The 20,891-nt window shown below is 72.1% G+C and carries 19 protein-coding genes, 2 tRNA genes and 1 pseudogene; 14 read left to right on the top strand and 8 right to left on the bottom strand.

The genetic code is table 11. The features are described 5' to 3' along the window. The first annotated feature begins 90 nt into the window (after positions 1-90). On the top strand, positions 91-1,689 hold the full coding sequence (gene cimA, locus N869_RS01015; protein ID WP_408606333.1) for a citramalate synthase: 1,599 nt from the start codon (positions 91-93) through the stop codon (positions 1,687-1,689). Between the two features lie 48 nt (positions 1,690-1,737). On the opposite strand, the gene N869_RS01010 is transcribed toward cimA, so the two are convergent. Together N869_RS01010 and N869_RS01005 are read right to left on the bottom strand one after the other, a co-directional pair. Further along, positions 1,738-2,808: a glutathione S-transferase family protein gene (locus N869_RS01010; RefSeq protein WP_035056601.1), complete on the bottom strand. Its 1,071-nt coding sequence runs from the start codon at positions 2,806-2,808 to the stop codon at positions 1,738-1,740. Positions 2,809-3,020: 212 nt separating this feature from the next. Further along, positions 3,021-3,737 (bottom strand): YggS family pyridoxal phosphate-dependent enzyme, encoded by a 717-nt coding sequence (locus tag N869_RS01005; RefSeq protein ID WP_035056598.1) that lies wholly within the window; start codon positions 3,735-3,737, stop codon positions 3,021-3,023. 41 nt (positions 3,738-3,778) lie between these two features. Between N869_RS01005 and N869_RS01000 the strand changes: the two genes are divergently transcribed. Continuing rightward, positions 3,779-4,177, top strand: a complete 399-nt coding sequence (locus tag N869_RS01000; RefSeq protein ID WP_035056595.1) for a YccF domain-containing protein — start codon at positions 3,779-3,781, stop codon at positions 4,175-4,177. A 6-nt stretch (positions 4,178-4,183) separates the two neighbouring features. Here the strand turns inward: N869_RS01000 and ybaK are convergent, their stop codons facing one another. From ybaK to N869_RS00980, 4 genes are all read right to left on the bottom strand, one after another. Next, on the bottom strand, positions 4,184-4,678 hold the full coding sequence (gene ybaK / locus N869_RS00995; protein WP_035056592.1) for a Cys-tRNA(Pro) deacylase: 495 nt from the start codon (positions 4,676-4,678) through the stop codon (positions 4,184-4,186). Position 4,679: 1 nt separating this feature from the next. After that, a complete protein-coding gene (locus N869_RS00990) occupies positions 4,680-7,295 on the bottom strand; it encodes a DEAD/DEAH box helicase (RefSeq protein WP_035056589.1) in 2,616 nt (871 codons plus the stop codon). A 72-nt stretch (positions 7,296-7,367) separates the two neighbouring features. Further along, the gene (locus N869_RS00985) at positions 7,368-8,396 is read right to left on the bottom strand and encodes a S66 family peptidase (RefSeq protein WP_035056586.1); all 1,029 of its coding nucleotides are present in this window, start codon (positions 8,394-8,396) and stop codon (positions 7,368-7,370) included. Further along, positions 8,393-9,316 (bottom strand): hypothetical protein, encoded by a 924-nt coding sequence (locus tag N869_RS00980; RefSeq protein ID WP_052104815.1) that lies wholly within the window; start codon positions 9,314-9,316, stop codon positions 8,393-8,395. Before N869_RS00980 ends, N869_RS00985 begins: the two co-directional genes overlap by 4 nt. Positions 9,317-9,439: 123 nt before the next feature. Between N869_RS00980 and rnhA the strand changes: the two genes are divergently transcribed. Beyond that, positions 9,440-9,868, top strand: a complete 429-nt coding sequence (gene rnhA, locus N869_RS00975; protein WP_052104818.1) for a ribonuclease HI — start codon at positions 9,440-9,442, stop codon at positions 9,866-9,868. Positions 9,869-9,941: 73 nt separating this feature from the next. Beyond that, positions 9,942-10,742, top strand: coding sequence for a class I SAM-dependent methyltransferase (locus N869_RS00970; RefSeq protein WP_035056580.1), 801 nt, complete (start codon positions 9,942-9,944; stop codon positions 10,740-10,742). Positions 10,743-11,258: 516 nt separating this feature from the next. Here N869_RS00970 and N869_RS18345 read toward each other — a convergent pair. Further along, positions 11,259-11,789 (bottom strand): annotated as a pseudogene (locus N869_RS18345) (heparan-alpha-glucosaminide N-acetyltransferase domain-containing protein); the annotation flags it as partial. Between the two features lie 72 nt (positions 11,790-11,861). On the opposite strand from N869_RS18345, the gene N869_RS00960 reads away from it, so the two are divergent. The 5 genes from N869_RS00960 to N869_RS00940 all read left to right on the top strand — a co-directional run bounded on the left by N869_RS00960 (position 11,862) and on the right by N869_RS00940 (position 15,296). Next, entirely contained in the window at positions 11,862-12,644 is a 783-nt protein-coding gene (locus tag N869_RS00960) for a fumarylacetoacetate hydrolase family protein (protein ID WP_035056578.1), read from the top strand. Positions 12,645-12,683: 39 nt separating this feature from the next. Beyond that, on the top strand, positions 12,684-14,219 hold the full coding sequence (gltX, locus tag N869_RS00955; RefSeq protein WP_035056575.1) for a glutamate--tRNA ligase: 1,536 nt from the start codon (positions 12,684-12,686) through the stop codon (positions 14,217-14,219). Further along, the gene (locus N869_RS00950) at positions 14,216-14,977 is read left to right on the top strand and encodes an HAD family hydrolase (RefSeq protein WP_035056572.1); all 762 of its coding nucleotides are present in this window, start codon (positions 14,216-14,218) and stop codon (positions 14,975-14,977) included. Before gltX ends, N869_RS00950 begins: the two co-directional genes overlap by 4 nt. A 70-nt stretch (positions 14,978-15,047) precedes the next feature. After that, a tRNA-Gln gene (locus N869_RS00945) sits at positions 15,048-15,119 on the top strand. A gap of 104 nt (positions 15,120-15,223) precedes the next feature. Then, a tRNA-Glu gene (locus N869_RS00940) sits at positions 15,224-15,296 on the top strand. 135 nt (positions 15,297-15,431) lie between these two features. On the opposite strand, the gene N869_RS00935 is transcribed toward N869_RS00940, so the two are convergent. After that, on the bottom strand, positions 15,432-16,151 hold the full coding sequence (locus N869_RS00935; RefSeq protein ID WP_035056568.1) for an IclR family transcriptional regulator: 720 nt from the start codon (positions 16,149-16,151) through the stop codon (positions 15,432-15,434). Between the two features lie 95 nt (positions 16,152-16,246). Here N869_RS00935 and leuC point away from each other — a divergent pair, with 95 nt between their 5' ends. The 5 genes from leuC to N869_RS00910 all read left to right on the top strand — a co-directional run. Continuing rightward, on the top strand, positions 16,247-17,710 hold the full coding sequence (leuC, locus tag N869_RS00930) for a 3-isopropylmalate dehydratase large subunit (protein WP_035056565.1): 1,464 nt from the start codon (positions 16,247-16,249) through the stop codon (positions 17,708-17,710). A 24-nt stretch (positions 17,711-17,734) separates the two neighbouring features. Beyond that, positions 17,735-18,397: a 3-isopropylmalate dehydratase small subunit gene (leuD, locus tag N869_RS00925; RefSeq protein WP_035056562.1), complete on the top strand. Its 663-nt coding sequence runs from the start codon at positions 17,735-17,737 to the stop codon at positions 18,395-18,397. Between the two features lie 165 nt (positions 18,398-18,562). Continuing rightward, positions 18,563-19,879, top strand: coding sequence for a UDP-N-acetylglucosamine 1-carboxyvinyltransferase (murA, locus tag N869_RS00920; RefSeq protein ID WP_035056559.1), 1,317 nt, complete (start codon positions 18,563-18,565; stop codon positions 19,877-19,879). Positions 19,880-19,958: 79 nt separating this feature from the next. Beyond that, positions 19,959-20,324, top strand: a complete 366-nt coding sequence (locus N869_RS00915) for a response regulator transcription factor (protein ID WP_232229539.1) — start codon at positions 19,959-19,961, stop codon at positions 20,322-20,324. Beyond that, positions 20,321-20,891 (top strand): HEAT repeat domain-containing protein (locus N869_RS00910; protein WP_332248742.1); only part of this gene is annotated, 571 nt, incomplete at its 3' end. The genes N869_RS00915 and N869_RS00910, both read left to right, overlap by 4 nt.

The following is a 20,891-nucleotide window of genomic DNA, read 5'->3' as shown; positions in this document are numbered from 1 at the left end:
CCGCCGGACTCTGGTCACGCGAACTGCCCTGCCGGCCTGCGCCGGCGCCCGCCGACCCCACGTCGGCGCGAACGGAGAGAGCCCGCTGTGGTGAGCACGACATTCGACGTCTACGACACGACGCTGCGCGACGGCGCCCAGCAGGAGGGCATGAACCTGTCGGTCGCCGACAAGCTCGCGATCGCGCCCCTGCTCGACGAGCTGGGTGTCGGGTTCATCGAGGGCGGTTGGCCCGGCGCCATCCCCAAGGACACCGAGTTCTTCAAGCGCGCCGGCAAGGAGCTCGACCTCAAGCACGCCCAGCTCGCCGCGTTCGGGGCGACCCGCAAGGCCGGCAGCCGGGTCCACGACGACGTGCAGGTGCGGGCCCTGCTCGACTCCGAGGCTCCCGTGGTGACCCTGGTCGCCAAGCACGACATCCGGCACGTCGAGCGCGCGCTCCGCACCACCGGTGAGGAGAACCTCGCCATGATCGCCGAGAGCGTCGCATTCCTCGTGGGCGAGGGTCGGCGCGTCATCGTGGACGCCGAGCACTTCTTCGACGGGTACCGGTACGACCCCGACTACGCGGTGCGGGCCGTGGTCGCCGGCTTCGAGGCCGGGGCCGAGTGCGTGTGCCTGTGCGACACCAACGGGGGCATGCTGCCCGAGTGGGTGCACCAGATCGTCACCGCCGTCGGTGACCGTGTCGACGGCCGGCTGGGCATGCACGCCCACAACGACACCGGGTGCGCGGTGGCCAACACCCTGGCGGCGGTGTCTGCGGGTGCGGTGCACGTCCAGGGCACGGTCAACGGCTACGGCGAGCGCACCGGCAACGCCGACCTGCTCACGGTGGTGGCGAACCTCGAGCTCAAGGAAGGCCGGCGCCTGCTCGCCGACAGCGGTCTGCGGGAGGTGACCCGCATCGCCCACGCGATCAGCGAGGTCACGAACATCGCCCCGTTCGCACGCCAGCCGTACGTCGGTGCCAGCGCCTTCGCCCACAAGGCAGGCCTGCACGCCAGCGCCATCAAGGTCGACCCGGACCTGTACCAGCACACCGACCCCAGGGCCGTGGGCAACGACATGCGGATGCTGGTCTCGGACATGGCCGGGCGGGCGTCGATCGAGCTCAAGGGGCGTGAGCTGGGGTTCGACCTCGCCGGTCGGGGCGAGCTCCTGACCAGGGTGACCAACCGGGTCAAGGACGCCGAGGCGCAGGGCTACACCTACGACGCCGCCGACGCCTCGTTCGAGCTGCTGCTGCGTGAGGAGCTCGACGGTGAGCGTCTGGCGTTCTTCCGCGCCGAGAGCTGGCGGGTCATCGTCGAGACAGCCGCCGGTGACCCCACGGACGCGCGTGCCGAGGGCACCGTCAAGCTCCACGTGGGCGGTCGCCGGGTGCTGTCGACCGGTGAGGGCAACGGCCCGGTCAACGCGCTGGACCACGCGCTGCGTGAGGCGCTGCTGCCCACGTACCCCGAGGTCGAGCGGTTCGAGCTGATCGACTTCAAGGTCCGGCTGCTCGACACCCAGCACGGCACGGACGCGGTCACGCGGGTTCTGGTCGAGACGATGGACACCGGGGCGGAGACGACCTGGAGCACCGTGGGCGTGGGCCCGAACGTGGTCGAGGCCTCGTGGGAGGCGCTGGTCGACGCGATCGTGTACGGCCTGCTGCACGCGGGGGTCGAGAACCGGTCGTGAGCGTGGTGCGGACCCGGGCAGTCCGGGGTCCGCACCACGACCCGGTGGTCAGGTGAGGGGAGAGTGGCCGACGGAGACCTTCTCGTCGTCCCGGACAGGGCCTGGCGCGGTGCCGGCGCCGAAGGGGCGGCCCCCGAGCTGGTCGCGACCGTGCGCCGTCAGCCACCCGCTCAGGTCGGGCCCCTGGGGGATGATCTGCGTGGGGTTGATGTCCGTGTGCACCACGTAGTAGTGCTCCTTGATCTGCGCGAAGTCGATCGTGTCGCCGAACCCGGGGGTCTGGAACAGGTCCCGGGCGTAGCCCCACAGCGCGGGCATCTCGCTGAGCTTGTTGCGGTTGCACTTGAAGTGGCCGTGGTAGACGGCGTCGAACCGGGCGAGGGTCGTGAAGAGCCGGACGTCGGCCTCGGTGATCGAGTCGCCCACCAGGTACCGCTGCCCGGCGAGGCGGTCCTCGAGCCAGTCCAGGGCGTTCCACAGGCGCGCGTACGAGGCGTCGTAGGCGCGCTGGGACCCGGCGAAACCGCACTTGTAGACCCCGTTGTTGACGTCGCGGAAGACGCGGTCGTTGACCTCGTCGATCTCGGCGCGCAGGTGCTCGGGGTACAGGTCGGGTGCGCCCTCGCGGTGGTGGTCCACCCACTCGCTCGACATGTCCAGGGTGATCTGGGCGTAGTCGTTGGTGACGACCGCACCGGTCGTGGTGTCCACGATTGCCGGGACGGTGATCCCGCGCGGGTACTCCGGGTCCCGGGCCAGGTAGGCGTCCTGGAGGCGCTCGATGCCCAGGACGGGGTCCTTGCCGTCGGGGTCCAGGTCGAACGTCCACGAGCGGGCGTCGTGCGTGGGCCCGGGCATCCCGACGGACAGGGCGTCCTCCAGGCCCAGCAGGCGGCGGACGATCAGGGTCCGGTTGGCCCACGGGCACGCCCGGGCGGCGACCAGACGGTACCGGCCCGCCTCGACGGCGAATCCGTCACGGCCGTCCCGCGTGATCCGGGTGCTGATGTAGCGGGTGTCCCGGGTGAACTCCTTGCCCTTGCTCGTGTAGCGCCCGCCCTCGCTGTGCTCGGGGTGCTCGGAGTCGGTCTGCCCGGTGTCTGTGGTCTGCTCGCTCACGCGTTCCTCCTGGGATGGTTCAACATTCAACAATCCTACCGCGGTGGGGTCGGCCGGGCACCTTCGAACCTGCCACCAGCGCGAGCAGGCCGCACCCCGGTGCGTCGCTCGTATGGCCGGCACGGCGTGGGCGATGGCGAAGGTCAGCGGAAGGGACAGCCATCCGACAGGCGTGCCAAGCGCGCTCGCCGCATGGTGTCGCAGGGCTGTGCTCAGGGAGCCGGTCGCGCCCCGAACACCGCGGTCCCGACGCGCACGATGGTCGCCCCCTCCGCCACGGCGTCCTCGAGGTCTCCGCTCATGCCCATCGACAGTTCTCGGGCCTCCGCGGTCCCGGGAGCGCCGGCACCGAGCACCTCGTCACGTACGGCCCGCAGGCGGGCGAACCCGGCGCGGACCTCGGCACGGTCCGAGGACCTCGCGCCGATCGTCATGAAGCCCGTCAGGCGGAGCCTCGGCAGGGCCGCCACCCGGACGGCCAGCCCGCCCGCCTCCGCAGGAGGCACCCCGAACTTGCTCGCCTCACCGGAGACGTTCACCTGGACCATCACGTCCAGGTCCCGTCCCACGGCCTCGCAGCGCCGCGAGAGCCGCTCCGCCAGGTCCAGGGCGTCGATGCTCTGCACGCACGCGGCCCACCGCAGCGCGGCGTTCACCTTGTTGGACTGCAGGTGCCCGATCACGTGCACCTCAGCCCCCATGCCCGTCAGCTCGGGGCCCTTGGCCACCAGCTCCTGCACCCGGTTCTCACCCAGCAACCTCGCGCCCGCCGCCACCAACGGCTGCACGTCCGCAACGGACTGCGTCTTCGTCGCGAGCATCACCCGCACCTCAGCGGGGTCGCGTCCGGCGCCCCTCGCCGCGGCGTCGACACGGGCACGGACCTCCGCCAGGCGGGTCAGGGCGCGGTTACCGGGCTCCTCGTGCACAGGGCAACCCTATGGGGGCCCGCAGGGTGCACAGTGGTGCCGTGAAGACCCTCCTGAACCTCATCTGGCTCGTGTTCGCCGGCTTCTGGCTCGCCGTCGGCTACGCCCTCGCCGGGCTGCTGTGCTTCGTGCTGATCGTCACCATCCCGTTCGGGATCGCGTCCTTCAGGATCGCCGCCTACGTCCTGTGGCCGTTCGGGCGCACCGTCGTGGACCGCCCCACCGCCGGCGCCCTGTCCACGATCGGGAACATCATCTGGGTGGTCGTCGCCGGCATCTGGCTCGCGATCGGCCACGTGGTGACCGCCATCCCGCTGTTCGTGTCGATCATCGGGATCCCCATGGGGATCGCGAACATCAAGCTGATCCCCGTGTCCCTGCTGCCCCTGGGCAAGCAGATCGTCAGCACCGACCGGCCCTTCGCCGGGTACGGGCGCTGACGCCAGTCACCTCCGGGCGAGGGGCCCGAACCTCGCTCCCGTCAAGGCAGCCAGGTCTCCCGCGGACAACCCGACGTCCAGCCCCCGTCGTCCACCGGACACGTACACCGGGTCCACGTCACGCACGCCCTCGTCGATGACCGTGGGGTGCGGGTTCCTCTGCCCGAGGGGCGAGATCCCACCCACGACGTACCCCGTCGCCCGCTCCGCGACGGCCTTGTCGGCCATCGCCGCCCGTTTACCGCCCACGGCCGCCGCGAGCGCCTTGAGGTCGACCGTCGCCGTCACCGGCACCACGGCCACCACGAGGGCGCCGTCGACCACGGCCATCAGCGTCTTGAGGACGTGGTCGGCCGGCAGGCCGAGCGCCTGCGCGGCCTCGAGGCCGTAGCCCACGTCGTTGCGGGCGTCGTGGGCGTAGGTGTGCACCGTGTGCGGGACACCGGCGCGCTCGAGGGCCACCAGCGCCGGGGTCCCGACGGTCCGCGACCGTCTGGCCACCTCACAACCTCCCTGCTGCGGTCACCCGGAGCACCACCTCGCCGCGCTCGGCGCTCGCGGTCAGGTCCACGACCGCGTCGATCCGCCAGTCGCGGTCCCCGGCGGGGTCGTCCAGGACCTGCCGGACCTCCCAGACCTCCCCGGCGGGGCCGGTCCGTTCGGTCACCTGGTGCAGGCCGGGTCCGCGTGCGTCGGGCCCCAGGCCCATCTCCTCGTGCTCGTCGAAGTACGGGTCCAGGGCGGCGTGCCACCGGTCGGTGTCCCACGCCGCGCCGTCCGCGTCCACGTCCTTCAGGGCGCCCAGCGCGCCCCAGCGTTCCCGGGCGGCGAGCTCGACCCGCCGGAACAGCGCGTTGCGGACCAGGACCTTGAACGCGCGCCGGTTGGCGGTGATCGCGACAGGAGGGCGTTCGCCCAGGTCCCCGTCCCCGGTGCTCGCGGTGGCCACCGCATCAGGGTCCGAGAGGCGTTCCCACTCGTCGAGCAGGCTGGAGTCGGTGCCGCGCACCAGCTCGCCCAACCACTCCAGGAGGTCCTCCAGCTCCTCGTTGCGCCACTCGGGCGTGACCGTCTGGCGCAACGACCGGTAGGCGTCGGCCAGGTACCGCAGCAGCAAGCCCTCGGTGCGCTCGAGGCCGTAGGTGGACACGTACTCGGTGAAGGTCATCGCGTGCTCGACCATGTCCCGTACGACGGACTTGGGGGAGAGCACGTGGTCGGCGACCCACGGGTTCGCGCGGCGGTAGATCGTGAACGTGGCGTCCAGCAGCTCGGCCAGCGGCCGCGGGTAGGTGATGTCCTCGATCGCGGCCATGCGTTCGTCGTAGTCGTAGCCCTCGGCCTTCATCGCCCCGATCGCCTCGCCGCGTGCCCGCTTCTCCTGGGCCACGAGCACCTGGCGGGGGTCGTCGAGCGTGGACTCGACCACCGAGACGACGTCCAGGGCGTAGGACGGTGCCTCGCGGTCCAGCACCTCCAGGGCCGCGTACGCGAACGGCGAGAGCGGCTGGTTGAGCGCGAAGTCCTGCGGGACGTCCACGGTGGTGCGGACCGTCCACCCCGCGCCGTCCGGCCTGCGCACCCGCTCCACGACCCCGGCGGTGCGCAACGACCGGTAGATGCGGACCGCCTGCCTCAGGTGCAGGCTGCGCGCGGCGTCGGGCTCGTGGTTGTCTGTCAGCAACCGGGTCATGGCCGCGACCGGGTCCGTGTCCTGGCGGGCCAGGACGTTGAGCACCATGGCGTGCGTGACGGCGAAGCTCGACGTCAGCGGCTCGGGGGCGGCGTCGCGCAACCGTTCGAAGGTCTTGTCGGTCCAGTTGACGGCACCCGAGGGGGCCTTCTTCCGGACGATCTTCTTGAGCTTCTTGGGGTCGTCACCCGCCCGTGCGAGCAGCTTGCGGTTCTCGATCACGTGGTCCGGGGCCATCACGAGCACCTCGCCCAGGGTGTCGTACCCGGCGCGTCCGGCGCGGCCGGCGATCTGGTGGAACTCCCGGGCCGTCAGGTGCCGCATGCGCACCCCGTCGTACTTGACCAGGGACGTCATCACCACCGTCCGGATCGGCACGTTGATGCCCACACCCAGGGTGTCCGTCCCGCACACCACGGTCAGCAGGCCCTTCTGGGTCAGGCGTTCCACCAGCCGGCGGTACCGGGGCAGCATCCCCGCGTGGTGCACCCCCACCCCGTGGCGCAGGAGCTTGGACAGGGTCTTGCCGAACCCGGTGCCGAAGCCGAAGGAGCCCAGCTCGGCAGCGATCTCGTCGCGCTGCTGCCGGGACGCGACGGTCGTGGACAGCAGCGCCTGGGCGCGTTCCACGGCGTCGCGCTGGGTGAAGTGCACCAGGTAGACCGGTGCCCTGCGGGTCTGGACGAGCTCCTCGACCACCTCGTGCAGCGGCTCCACCACGTAGGAGAACGTCAACGGAACAGGTCGTTCGGCGCTGGTCACGGCCGCGACCTCACGACCGGTGCGACGTCGCAGGTCCTCGGTGAAGAAGTCGACCTCGCCGAGCGTGGCCGACATCAGCAGGAACTGGGTGCGGGGCAGCTCGAGCAGCGGCACCTGCCACGCCCACCCGCGCTGGGGGTCGGCGTAGAAGTGGAACTCGTCCATGACGACCTGGCCCACCGCGTCCGCGCCGGGCACGGCCGGGTCGTCACGGCGGCCCGGTTCGTGGGTCGCGCCGCCGCCGGTGCGCAGTGCGACGTTGGCGAGGATCTCGGCGGTGCAGCAGAGGATCGGTGCGGTGGGGTTGACCGCCGAGTCGCCCGTCATCATCCCGACGTTCTGGGAGCCGAACGCGCGCACCAGGTCGAAGAACTTCTCGCTGACCAGCGCCTTGAGGGGGGCGGTGTAGTAGGTGCGTCGCCCCTGGGCCAGGGCGACGAAGTGGGCGGCCATGGCCACCAGGGACTTGCCTGACCCCGTGGGTGTGGAGAGGATCACGTGCGACCCGGTCACCAGCTCCAGCAGCGCCTCGTCCTGGGCGGGGTAGAGGGCCAGGCCCTGGTCCGCGGCCCATCCCACGAACGCCTCGTACAGGGCGTCGGGGTCCGTCGGGTCCGCCGGGACGCGTTCGGCCAACGTCAGGGTCGTACCGGTGCTCGTCATCCCGGTCATCCTCCCAGGTGCGGGCCGTGCCGGGCGAGCGTCTCCCGGCCGCGTACCTCCTGCCCGCGCACCTCAGACGAGGGTCTGGGTCAGGGCCTTCTGCCCGGGGGTCCAGCGCACCGTGGCCAGCGCGCCGTTGACCAGCGCCAGGTGCGGGGGCACGTGCCCGCAGTCGACGTCCACCAGCACCGGCACCCCCAGGTCGCCCAGGGCGTCCGCGACGGCGTCGCGCTGGGAGTACCCGGGGGAGTCCGGGGCGTGGGTGCGTGCCACGAGCACCGCGTTCGCGTGGTCGAACCACCCGGCGCGCCGCAGGCCGTGCAACCGGCGGCCGATCTCCAGCGCCGACGCCTCGGCCGCCTCCAGGTGCACCAGGAGACCTTCGGGTGCGTGGCGGTCGACGAACCCGGCCAGGTCGCCCTCCGGGGTGCCGGCCAGGTTCGCGACCACCTCGATGCAGCCACCGAGCAGCCGCCCGGTGGCCTGGACGTCGCCCTCGCCGTCCAAGCGGCCCCACGTCCCGGAACCGGTCAGCGTGTACGACGTGGTCGTCGGGTCGGCGACCCAGTCGTCGAACCCTTCCCCACGGTGCATCCGTGAGGGCCCCTGGGTCAGGACCGCGCCCGCCGGGGCCGTGACCACGTCGAGCCAGGGCAGCAGGGGCGCGGGCACCCGGTAGGGGGTGTCCATGAGGTTCTGCCCGTGCAACGTCGCGGTCCCGGTGCGGACCGTCAGGGCGGTCAGGAGCATGGCGACGTCGGAGTAGCCGACCATCCAGGTCGGCTCGGCCGCGGCGATCCGGTCCCAGTCCAGGTGCCGCAGCAGGTCCATGGCCAGCACCCCGCCCCACGGCGGCACCACGGCCCGGACCTCGGGGTCGGTGAGCATGTCGGTGAGCTCGGCGGCGCGCTCGGCAGCCGGCGCGCTGGTCGGGCCGGGCGTCCCCAGGCAGCGGCCCAGCCGGACGTCGAACCCGTGGGACCGCAGGTGCCCGATCGCCACCTCCAGGCGCGGGCGCAAGGCATCGGGGACGCCTGCCGATGGCGCGGTCACACCGATCAGGTCGCCCGGGCTCAAGGGGCGCGGGTAGCGGATGGTCACCGGGCCGATGGTGGCACGGAACCGTCCAGCAGTGCCTCGCACACCTCGATCAGCCCTGCGCGGAGCACCGAGGCGCGCTCGGCCAGCTCCCGTTGCCGCGCCACGTACTCGGCCTTGCCCTCCGGGGTCTCGATCGCGACCGCGGGCTCCCCGAGCGAGGACACGTCGTACGGGGAGGCCTGCATGTCCAGGCGGCGCACCTCGGCCGCGAGCGCGAAGCAGTCCAGCGCGAGCTCGCCCGGGACCGCGGGGCCGAGCTTGGACGCCCACTTCCACAGGTCCATGTTCGCGTGCAGGCACCCGGGCTGCTCCAGGTCCGGTTGCGTGCGGCGGGTGGGTTGCCACCGGTTGCGGCCGGTGGCCTGCGGGGTGAAGAACCGGAACGCGTCGTAGTGGGTGCACCGGACCTGGTGCTCCTCCACCACCGCGTCGGTGCCGTCCGGTCCCAGGCGCAGGGGGAGTGCGTGCCGCCGTTCCGATGCCGGTTGCCGGTAGACCATCGCCCACTCGTGCAGGCCGAAGCACCCGGTCGCGGCGGGTCGGGACGCGGTCGCCGTGAGCAGGTGGTGGACGTAGCGCACCGTGTCGCCGCGGTCGGCGAGGAACGCCTGCGTGTCCAGGTGGACCACCTGGGAGGTGCGGGTGTACCACCGCCGCCCCAGGTGCTCGGTGGTGTCGTCGGTGGGCGCTTCCAGGCCCACCCCGACCCCGGGGTGCCAGCGGCGGACCGTCGCCGGGGTGGTGCCGTAGTAGTCGTACAGGAAGTCCTCGACCGGGTGCCGTCGGCCGGAGGCGCGGCGTGCCCGGTGCCCGGCCGTGAGGTCGTCGGCGCGGGCGGCGTGCTGCTCCTGGCGTGCACGCCACACGGCCACGGGCAGGACGGAGCCGGCGTCGCGGGTGGGGGCGGTGTGGGGCTGCACCCGACCAGGCTAGGTGTCGGGCGCCGCGGGGTCGTGCGCAGGCGCGTGCACCCTCGGGGTGCCTGGGGCCCTAGGGTGTGGGCCGTGACCGACCCCCTTGCACCTGACCTGACCGTCGTGGAGATGTGGACCGACGGTGCCTGCAAGGGGAACCCGGGGCCGGGCGGGTGGGGTGTGTGGATGCGCACCGCCGGCCACGAGCGCGAGTTGTTCGGCGGGGAGGCGGCCACCACGAACAACCGCATGGAGCTGACGGCGGTGATCGAGGGCCTGCGGGCCTTGACCCGCCCGTGCGCGGTCACGTTGCACGTGGACTCCACGTACGTGATGAACGGCATGAGCCGGTGGATCGTGGGCTGGAAGCGCAACGGGTGGCGTACGGGTGACAAGAAGCCGGTCAAGAACAAGGAGCTGTGGCAGGCGTTGGACGCCGAGGTCGCGCGGCACACCGTCACCTGGGTGTGGGTGAAGGGGCACTCCGGTGATGTCGGCAACGAGCGCGCCGACCAGCTCGCCAACAGGGGTGTGGAGGTCGCGCGTCAGGACGCCTGACCTCGGGTGTCGGAGTGTGAGACGTTCGGTCTTGCGTCTTGATACGCGGGGCGAGGTGCGCCTTACTGGGCTCGTGACCACCGTCTACGTCCACGGACACCACGAGAGCGTCCTGCGCGCCCACCGGCGCCGGACCGCTGCGAACTCCGCCGGCTACCTGCTGCCGCACCTGCGTCCCGACCACACCCTGCTGGACGTGGGGTGCGGGCCCGGGACGGTCACCGTGGACCTGGCCCGTCATGTGCGGCACGTGACCGGCCTCGACGCCTCTGCGGCCGTCCTGGACGTCGCACGGGGGGCTGCCGCCGACGCCGAGGTCACCAACGTGGGCTTCGAGCAGGGCGACGCCCTGGCCCTGCCGTTCGAGGACGACTCCATGGACGTGGTCCACGCCCACCAGGTGCTCCAGCACCTGACCGACCCCGTCGCGGCCCTGCGCGAGATGGGCAGGGTCGCCCGCCCCGGTGGCCTGGTGGCCGTCCGCGACGCCGACTACGCCGCGATGACCTGGTACCCGCCGTCGCCGGGGATGACGGAGTGGCTCGAGCTCTACCACGAGGTCACGGCCGCCAACGGGGTCGAGGCCGACGCGGGCCGACGGCTTCTGTCCTGGGCGCGGCAGGCCGGGTTCGACGCCGAACGGCTCGAGGCCGGGGCGGACACCTGGTGCTACACCACCCCGGAGGACCGAGCCTGGTGGTCAGGGCTGTGGGCCGAGCGGGTCACGTCCTCGGAGTTCGCCCGCCAGGCCCTCACCCACGCCCTCGCCGACGACGTCGCCCTCGAGGTCGTCGCCGACGGGTGGCGCACCTGGGGTGCGGCTCCCGACGGGTGGTTCGCGGTGCTCCACGGCTGGCTGCTGGTCCGCGTCTGAGCCCATCACCCCGGGGATCGGGTCCGGTCGTCGACGCCCGGCGGGTACGAGGGCGTCGGCGAAGGCGGTCGACGCCAGGTGCAGACCGGCCTCGAGCGGCCCCCGGCCCACGAACCGCCGCCACAGGGTCGCCACGACTGCGGTGACCAGGATGAAGACGCCCAGGCGTGCGTTGGACGGCTGCCAGACCACGGCGTTGCCCATGACCGCGATCGCGACGATGTGCCCCGAGTAGGCGGTCAGCGCCAGGGCGCCGGTCGCGGCGAGCGGGACCACCAGACCCCGCAGGTGGCGGGCGGCGAGCAGGCTCACGCCCAGGACGGCCAGTGCGACCCCCACGTTGCCCACCACCTCGGGGGTGGTGTTCGCGTGCGGTGCCACGTCCATGAGCGCCCGGGTGCGCCACGCGTCCGGGGGGAGCACCTCACGGGCCAGGAGCCCGGACCCGTAGCCCACCGTGGCGAGGGGCACCGCCCACGCGAGCAGCCGCCACGGGGCCCGCGTGCCGGCTAGGTCGGTGCGACCGACGGCGAGGCCCGCGAGCAGGTAGGCCATCCACACGGCCGCCGGGTAGTGGTCGCCCACCAGCACGTCCACCGGCTGGGGCAGCCGCGTGAGCGGCGTGGCCTCCCGGACCAGGCTCACGACCACCGGGCCCACCAGCGCCACCACCGCCGCGCCCACCAGCACCCAGCGGGTGCGCACCGACAGCAGCAGCGCCGTCAACCCGAACATCACCGCGTACCCGGGCAGGATCACCATCACCGGGGTGGCGAGCGCGATCAGCACGGCGCCCAACGGCCACAGGAGCACCGCGCGCCCCAGCACCCGCACGCGCGCGTGGCCCAGCCGCGCCCCCGTGACGGGGCGTGGGCCGCCGCTGAGCAGCGCGGCCGACACCCCGGCCAGGAACGCGAACAGGGCCGCGGACCGGCCGTCCACGACCTCCATCCACCTCAGCGACGCGAAGGTCACGGACCTCTCGTCGCCCAGGTGGGCGGTGAACATGCCCAGCACCGCCAGGCCTCGGGCGACGTCCGCCCCCACGACGCGCTTCACGTCGTGCAGCCTACGACCCCCGGGTGCTGGTGCGGCGGCGCGGCCGATTACGCTGCGCAGATGCGCATCGCGAGGTTCAGCACCGGTGGAGACCCCCGTTTCGCTCTCGTCGACGGCGAGCCCGGCGCCGAGCGGCTGGTCGTCCTGAGCGGCGACCCGCTGTACATGCCGGTCCAGCCCACCGGTGAGCAGGTGCCCCTGACCGACGACGTGCGGCTCCTGGCGCCCGTCATCCCCAGGTCCAAGATCATCGGCGTGGGTCGCAACTACGCCGACCACGCGGCAGAGATGGGCAACGAGCTGCCCACCTCGCCGTTGCTGTTCCTCAAGCCCAACACCTCGGTGATCGGCCCGGACGACCCCATCGTGCTGCCGTCCTGGTCCCAGGACGTCCACCACGAGGCCGAGCTGGCCGTGGTGATCGGCAAGGTCGCCAAGGACGTCTCACCGGAGCGAGCCCTGGACCACGTGTTCGGCTTCACCGTCGCCAACGACGTCACGGCGCGGGACGTGCAGAGTGCCGAGGACCAGTGGTCGCGCGCCAAGGGGTTCGACGGTGCGTGCCCCCTGGGGCCGTGGGTCGTGCCCGGGCTCGACGTGGAGGACCTGGCGGTCAGTGCCCGCGTCAACGGCGGGACCCGGCAGGACGGGCGCACCAGCGACCTGGTGTTCGACGTCCCGTACCTGGTCTCCTACGTCTCCGAGGCCTTCACGCTGCTGCCCGGTGACGTGATCCTCACCGGGACCCCCGCAGGCGTCGGGCCGGTGGTCCACCGGGACGTGGTGGAGTGCGAGGTCGAGCAGATCGGGGTGCTGCGCAACCCGGTGCTGCGCCGCGACTGACCTGGTCCGCGGCCGGTGCGACAGTAGGCTGACCGCACCATGTCTGAGAACCTCGCCACGCCCACCGCCCCGACCGCCGCGCCCGCCCCGGGGCAGGTCCGCGTCCGCTTCTGCCCCTCGCCCACCGGCACCCCCCACGTGGGGCTGATCCGCACCGCGCTGTTCAACTGGGCGTACGCGCGCCACACCGGCGGCACGTTCGTGTTCCGGATCGAGGACACCGACGCCGCACGTGACAGCCAGGAGAGCTACGACCAGCTGCTCGACGCGATGCGGTGGCTGGGCCTGGACTGGGACGAGGGCGTGGAGGTCGGGGGCCCGCACGGCCCGTACCGGCAGTCGCAGCGGCTGGAGGTGTACGCCGACGTCGCGCGCCGCCTGGTGGAGGCCGGGTACGCCTACGAGTCGTTCTCCACCCCCGAGGAGATCGAGGCCCGGCACCGGGCCGCCGGGCGCGACCCCAAGCTGGGGTACGACGGCTACGACCGCGACCTCACCGACGCCCAGCGTCAGGCCTACCGTGCCGAGGGGCGCGAGCCCGTGCTCCGGGTCCGGATGCCCGAGGACGACGTGGTCTTCACCGACCTGGTGCGCGGTGAGCTGTCGTTCAAGGGCGGGTCGGTCCCGGACTTCGTCATCGTCCGGGCCAACGGTCAGCCGCTGTACACCCTCACCAACCCGGTGGACGACGCGCTCATGGGCATCACCCACGTCCTGCGCGGCGAGGACCTGCTGTCCTCCACGCCCCGGCAGGTCGTGCTGTTCCGGGCCCTGGCTGCGCTCGGCGTGGCATCGGTGGAGCCCGTGTACGGGCACATGCCGTACGTCATGGGGGAGGGCAACCGGAAGCTCTCCAAGCGCGACCCGGAGTCCAACCTGTTCCTGCACCGTGACCGCGGGTTCGTCCCCGAGGGCCTGCTGAACTACCTCGCGCTGCTGGGGTGGTCCATCGCCCCCGACAACGACGTCTTCACCGTCGAGCAGATGGTCGAGGCGTTCGACGTCGCGGACGTGAACCCGAACCCGGCACGGTTCGACCTCAAGAAGGCCGAGGCCATCAACGCCACGCACGTGCGGATGCTCGCCCCCGAGGACTTCCGCGGACGGGTGGTCCCGTACCTGCACGCCGCTGGGCTCGTGTCGGCCGCGGGCTACGAGGACCTCGCCCCCGCCGAGCGCGCCGTCCTGGACGCCGGCGCCCCCCTGGTCCAGGAGCGCATCACCGTCCTGGGCGAGGCCGTGGGCATGCTCGGCTTCCTGCTGGTCCACGACGCGGACCTGGAGGTCACCGAGGACGGTCGCAAGGCGCTGCGGGACGGGGCCGGGCAGGTCCTGGACGCCGCGACAGCCGCACTGGCACCGCTGGACGGGGCGGCGTTCACCGCCGAGGCCGTCCAGGTGGCCCTGACCGACGCGCTCGTGGAGGGACTGGGCATCAAGCCGAGGCTGGCGTTCACGCCCTTGCGGGTCGCGGTCTCCGGACGGCGCGTGTCCCCACCGCTGTTCGAGTCCCTGGAGATCCTCGGCAAGGAGTCCACCCTCGCCAGGTTCGCCGCGCTGCGCGCCACCCTGTGACCCCGGTCCGGGGCGTGCTGCTCGACATCGACGACACGCTGGTCGACACCCGCGGCGCGTTCGAGGCCGCCCTGGGTGCCATCGTGGACCGCTACCTGCCGGGAGCGCGCGGTCGGGAGGCCGAGGTCCTGGCGGCGTGGCGGGCCGACGTGGCCGGGCACTACCGCAGCTACACCCGGGGGGAGGTCGACCACCGCACCCAGCGGATGGCGCGGGCCAACGAGCTGCACGCCACCTTCGGGGGGCCGCCCCTGGACGAGGAGGCCTACCAGGAGTGGGACCAGCTCTTCGAGGAGCGGTTCAGCGGCGCGTGGCGGGCGCACCCGGACGCCGCTCCTGCCCTGGAGGCCCTGACGCGTGCAGGGTTGCGGCTGGGAGCCCTCACGAACGCCGCAACCGCCTACCAGGAGGCCAAGCTGGCTCGCACCGGGCTGGACCGCTGGCTGGGCGTGCTGGTGGGCGTGGACACGCTCGGGGTGGGCAAGCCCCATCCGCGGGTCTTCACCGAGGCGTGCGCCCGCCTGGGCACGGAGCCTGCCGCGACGGTCTACGTGGGGGACGAGCTCGACGTGGACGCGGTGGCGGCGGTCGCCGCCGGCCTGCGTGGGGTGTGGCTCGACCGGCCTGGCCCGCGCCGGGTCGGTGTCGAGCAGCGGGAGGTCGGCGCCGCCACGGAGAGGGGGGTGGAGGTGGTGACCGACCTCGGCCGCCTCCCCGACCTCGTCCTCGGGTTTGGTGCACCGGCCGGGCTCGGGTAGAGTCCTCCGGCGGTACGACGTGTCGTTTCGAACGGTGCTGAGGCTCCGGTCGGACGGGCGTTATACCCCTTGGGGTATGGTGTAATTGGCAGCACGAGTGATTCTGGTTCACTTAGTCTAGGTTCGAGTCCTGGTACCCCAGCGCAGGTCAGCGCGACGTAAGCAGTCGGTGAGGCTGGTTACCAGCACTGGTCCGCATGAGGTAGAGTTCTCTCGTTCCTCCCGAAAGGGATGAATGCACGACAGGCCCCCATCGTCTAGTGGCCTAGGACGCCGCCCTCTCACGGCGGTAACAGGGGTTCGAATCCCCTTGGGGGTACAGCGGAAGGCCCGATCACTACGGTGATCGGGCCTTCGTCGTGTGCAGCCACCGCCCATGCGCACGGCGCACGTGGAAGAGCCTGGGTCCCTGGCGCCGGGGGAGTGCTGGTCCCCGGCGCCAGGGACGTGCGAGTCAGTCGCTCGTGCGGCGCAGGACCTCGGTGAGACGGTTCGCGGCCGCGACCACGGCACCCGCGTGCAGGCGGCCGGGCTGGCGGCTGAGCCGCTCGACCGGGCCCGAGATGGACACCGCCGCCACCACGCGTCCCGAGGGGCCCCGGACCGGCGCCGACACCGACGCCACGCCCGCCTCGCGCTCGGACACCGACTGGGCCCAGCCGCGGCGTCGCACGCCGGACAGGATCGTGGCCGTGAACTTCGCGCCCTGCAGGCCCCGGTGGAGGCGGTCGGGCTCCTCCCAGGCCAGCAGGATCTGGGCCGCCGAGCCGGCCTGCATGGTGAGCGTCGCACCGACGGGGATCGAGTCGCGCAGGCCGATCGGCCGCTCGGCCGCGGCGACGCAGATCCGCTGGTCGCCCTGGCGGCGGTAGAGCTGGGCGCTCTCACCGCAGTGGTCACGCAGAGCCGTGAGCACCGGGTTGGCGGCTGCCAGGAGGCGGTCCTCCCCGGCGGCGGTGCTGAGCTCGGACAGGCGCGGGCCCAGGACGAAACGCCCCTGCATGTCCCGTGCGACCAGGCGATGATGTTCGAGTGCGACCGCCAGTCGGTGCGCGGTCGGACGGGCGAGGTGCGTGGCTGCGACGAGCTGCGCGAGGGTCGCCGGTCCTGCCTCGAGGGCACTGAGGACCGATGCGGCCTTGTCCAGCACGCCGACTCCGCTAGAGTTGTCCATAGGTCGATATTGGCGTCTCGCGGGCTGAGACGCAAGTACCTCGGCCGGATTTGGTACCCGAGACCCGGGTCTGACACGCATCGAGGGAGCAGCACATGGCCAGGACGCTGGCGGAGAAGGTATGGGACGCGCACATCGTGCGCCGCGGCACCGACGGCGCCCCGGACCTCCTGTACATCGACCTCCACCTGATCCACGAGGTGACCAGCCCGCAGGCCTTCGAGGGGCTGCGCCTGGCGGGCCGCGGCGTGCGGCGCCCGGACCTCACGATCGCGACCGAGGACCACAACACCCCCACCCTCGACATCGACAGGCCGATCGCCGACCTCACCTCCCGCACCCAGATCCAGACCCTGCGCAACAATGCCGCGGAGTTCGGTGTGCGCCTGCACTCCCTGGGTGACGCGGACCAGGGCATCGTGCACCAGGTCGGGCCCCAGCTCGGGCTGACCATGCCCGGCCTGACGGTCGTGTGCGGGGACTCCCACACCTCGACCCACGGTGCGTTCGGTGCCCTGGCGTTCGGCATCGGGACCAGCGAGGTCGAGCACGTCCTGGCGACCCAGACCCTGCCGCTCGCACCGTTCAAGACCATGGCGATCACGGTCGACGGGGAGCTGCCCAAGGGCACCACGTCCAAGGACATCATCCTGGCGATCATCGCCAAGATCGGCACCGGTGGCGGCCAGGGCTACGTCCTGGAGTACCGGGGCGAGGCGATCCGGTCGCTGTCCATGGAAGCCCGCATGACCGTGTGCAACATGTCGATCGAGGCCGGCGCCCGCGCCGGGATGATCGCCCCGGACGAGACGACGTTCGAGTACCTCAAGGGCCGCCCGCACGCCCCCGAGGGCGCCGACTGGGACGCCGCCGTGGAGTACTGGAAGACCCTGCGCACCGACGACGACGCCGTCTTCGACGCCGAGGTCGTCCTGGAGGCCGCCGACCTCGAGCCGTTCGTGACCTGGGGGACCAACCCCGGCCAGGGCCTGCCGCTGTCGGCCGACGTGCCCGTCCCGGAGCTGATCGCCGACGAGACCGAGCGGGTCACCGCTGAGCGTGCCATCGAGTACATGGGCCTGACCCCGGGAACACCGCTGCGCGACATCAAGGTCGACACCGTCTTCATCGGGTCCTGCACCAACGGGCGCATCGAGGACCTCCGTTCGGTCGCCAAGCTCGTCAAGGGCCGGAGCAAGGCCGACGACGTGCGGGTGCTGGTCGTGCCGTCCTCCGCCCGGGTGCGGCTGCAGGCCGAGGCCGAGGGCCTGGACCAGATCTTCCTGGACTTCGGCGCCGAGTGGCGTAACGCCGGCTGCTCGATGTGCCTGGGCATGAACCCGGACCAGCTCAAGCCGGGGGAGCGCAGCGCCTCGACGTCCAACCGCAACTTCGAGGGACGCCAGGGCAAGGGCGGGCGTACCCACCTGGTCTCCCCGCTGGTGGCGGCCGCCACCGCGATCCGCGGCACGCTCTCGTCGGTGGCGGACCTCGGGCCCGACGTCGAGGTTCCCGACGGCAGCCCACTCGACGTGACCTCCGCCGCCCAGCCCGCCTGACCTCGTCACCCAAGGAGCAACACCGTGGAGAAGTTCACCCAGCACACCGGTGTCGGGGTCCCGCTGCGCCGCAGCAACGTCGACACCGACCAGATCATCCCGGCGGTCTACCTCAAGCGCGTGACGCGGACGGGGTTCGAGGACGCGCTGTTCGCCGCGTGGCGGGGCGACCCCGAGTTCGTCCTCAACCAGGACGCCTACCGGTCCGGCTCGGTCCTGGTCGCCGGCCCTGACTTCGGCACCGGCTCCTCCCGCGAGCACGCGGTGTGGGCGCTCAAGGACTACGGCTTCCGGGCCGTGCTGTCCTCACGCTTCGCCGACATCTTCCGCGGCAACTCCGGTAAGCAGGGTCTGCTCGCCGCCCAGCTCGCCCAGGAGGACGTCGAGATGATCCTCAAGGTGCTCGAGGAGCACCCGGGCACCGAGGTGACCGTCGACCTCGAAGCCCGCCAGGTGACCTGCGGGGACGTCGTGGCCTCGTTCCAGGTCGACGACTACACCCGGTGGCGGCTCATGGAGGGCCTGGACGACATCGGGCTCACCCTGCAGCACGAGACCGACATCACCGCGTTCGAGTCCACCCGCGACAGCTGGCGTCCCACGACGCTGCCCGCCAAGCACCTGCCGCCGGTCGAGGTCCGCCCGGCCCGGCCCGTGGCGCTGCACGGCGACGACGCCCTCGGCTGAGACCACCCCGGTCCGGCACGGCCCCGCCGCGGCTCACGCCGCGCCGGGGCCGTGCCGCGTCCGCGGACGTACGTGAGATCCTGGGCGCCTCAGGCCCATCCCCCGTTGTCCACGGGTCTGGGGCACGGACATGACTGGAGCGACGCAGTGAGCGACCATAGGCGGATGCACGACGTCCTCTACGTCAACGGTGGCAACCCCCTCAACGGTGAGATCACCGTGCGCGGTGCCAAGAACTTCGTCTCCAAGGCCATGGTCGCGGCCCTGCTGGGTGATACACCCAGCGAGCTGCGCAACGTCCCGGTGATCCGCGACGTCGGTGTGGTCACCGGCCTGCTGGAGCTGCACGGGGTCATCGTGACCGCCGACCCCGCCACGGGGGTCCTGCACATGGACCCCCGCAACGTCGAGGTCGCCCACGTCGCCGACATCGACGCCCACGCCGGGGCGAGCCGGATCCCGATCCTGTTCTGCGGGCCCCTGCTGCACCGCCTGGGCGAGGCGTTCATCCCCGACCTGGGCGGGTGCCACATCGGTGACCGACCCATCAACTACCACCTGGACATCCTTCGCCAGTTCGGCGCCGAGGTCGACAAGCGTGAGCAGGGCATCCACATCCGCGCCCCTCGAGGGCTGCGGGGCACCAAGGTCGCGCTCCCGTACCCGAGCGTGGGTGCCACCGAGCAGCTGCTGCTGACCGCCGTGCGGGCCGAGGGCCTGACCGAGCTGTCCAACGCCGCGATCGAGCCCGAGATCCTCGACCTGATCAACGTGCTGCAGAAGATGGGCGCGATCATCTCGGTCGACACCGACCGCGTCATCCGCATCGAGGGCGTCCCGCGGCTGGAGGGGTACCGGCACACCGCCCTCTCGGACCGCATCGAGGCCGCCTCCTGGGCCTCCGCCGCGCTCGCGACCGGCGGGGACATCACCGTCAAGGGCGCCACCCAGCCCGAGATGACCACGTTCCTGAACACGTTCCGCAAGGTCGGCGGGGCGTTCGAGGTCCTCGACGACGGCATCCGCTTCTACCACCCGGGCGCCGACCTCCGCTCGATCGTGCTCGAGACCGACGTCCACCCGGGTTTCATGACCGACTGGCAGCAGCCCCTGGTCGTCGCGCTCACCCAGGCCACAGGCCTGTCGATCGTCCACGAGACCGTCTACGAGAACCGGTTCGGCTTCACCGAGGCGCTGCGGGGTATGGGTGCCACCATCCAGGTGTACCGGGAGTGCCTGGGCGGGCACCCCTGCCGGTTCGGGCAGCGCAACTTCTACCACTCCGCTGTCGTGTCCGGCCCCACACCCCTCTACGCTGCAGAGATCGAGGTACCGGACCTGCGCGGCGGGTTCAGCCACCTGATCGCCGCGCTCACGGCGAAGGGGACCTCCCAGGTGCGGGGGATCAGGCTGATCGACCGTGGGTACGAGCACTTCATGGACAAGCTCGGGGCCCTCGGGGCGGAGTTCTCCCGGGACTAGGTCCCGGCAGGGCAGGTGCAGACCCGGCGCCGTCGGCGGCGGGGGAGTCGTAGCGGGGGGCGCGGTGAGTGGTCGACGAGTGCTGGTCGCAGAGGACGACCCGGACGTGCGTGACCTGGTGGTCTTCAAGCTCGAGCAGGCGGGGTTCACCGTCGTGGCCGTGGGGGACGGCAGTGAGGCCCTCGCGCTCGCCCTGGCCGAGCCGCCGGACCTCGCACTGGTGGACGTGATGATGCCGGGCCTGTCGGGCCTGGACGTCACCCGCGAGCTGCGGCGCCACCCTGCCACCGCGCAGGTCCCCGTGATCATGCTGACCGCACGGTCCCAGGAGTCCGACGTCGACGCCGGCTTCCGCACGGGGGTCGACGACTACGTCACCAAGCCGTTCAGCCCCCGCGAGCTCGTCAACCGCGTCCAGGCGGTCCTGGCCAGGGCCTCGACGTGACGCTGGGGGCGGCAGGTGCTGTCCTTGCGGTCCTCCTCGCAGTGATCCTCGTGCTCGCGCTGGTCGCCGGGCTCGGTCGCGGGGTGCGCGCCGTCCGTGAACGCAGCCGGCGCCGGCTCGCGGCGCCCGCACGACCGGTCCTCATGAGGGTCGTGGCGGGTGAGGGTGACGACCGCGATCTCGCCTGGCTCGCGGGCCTGGACGCGCGCCACTGGTCTGCCGTCGAGCCGGTCGCCGCAGGGCTCCTGGGCAAGGTCTCCGGTGAGGCCCACGGCAACCTCGTGGGTCTGCTCCAGCGGCGGGGGACGCTGAAGCGTGCCGCCCGCGACTGCGGGTCGCGCAGCGCCGTACGCCGTGCGCGGGGTGCCGACCTGCTCGGGGCCGCACGTCGCCGCGAGGACGGCGCGTCCCTGGTCCCGCTCCTGCGCGACCGTGACCATGACGTCCGTCAGGTCGCGGCTCGTGCACTGGGCAGGATCGGTGACGCCTCGGCCGCAGACGCGGTGCTGGCGGCGGTCCACGATGCCGGCGGCGTGCTGACCCGCACCGCGACCGGCGCCCTGCTGG

The organism is Cellulomonas bogoriensis 69B4 = DSM 16987 (assembly GCF_000767165.1).
Taxonomy (GTDB): Bacteria; Actinomycetota; Actinomycetes; order Actinomycetales; family Cellulomonadaceae; genus Actinotalea; species Actinotalea bogoriensis.
This window is presented reverse-complemented; position numbering and strand designations above follow the sequence as displayed.

Coding starts and splice junctions, on each gene's coding strand:
- N869_RS00990 (WP_035056589.1), bottom strand. CDS start 7,295: ATGACGAGCACCGGTACGACCCTGACGTTGGCCGAACGCGTCCCGGCG.
- rnhA (WP_052104818.1), top strand. CDS start 9,440: ATGTGGACCGACGGTGCCTGCAAGGGGAACCCGGGGCCGGGCGGGTGG.
- N869_RS00960 (WP_035056578.1), top strand. CDS start 11,862: ATGCGCATCGCGAGGTTCAGCACCGGTGGAGACCCCCGTTTCGCTCTC.
- gltX (WP_035056575.1), top strand. CDS start 12,684: ATGTCTGAGAACCTCGCCACGCCCACCGCCCCGACCGCCGCGCCCGCC.
- N869_RS00935 (WP_035056568.1), bottom strand. CDS start 16,151: ATGGACAACTCTAGCGGAGTCGGCGTGCTGGACAAGGCCGCATCGGTC.
- leuC (WP_035056565.1), top strand. CDS start 16,247: ATGGCCAGGACGCTGGCGGAGAAGGTATGGGACGCGCACATCGTGCGC.
- murA (WP_035056559.1), top strand. CDS start 18,563: ATGCACGACGTCCTCTACGTCAACGGTGGCAACCCCCTCAACGGTGAG.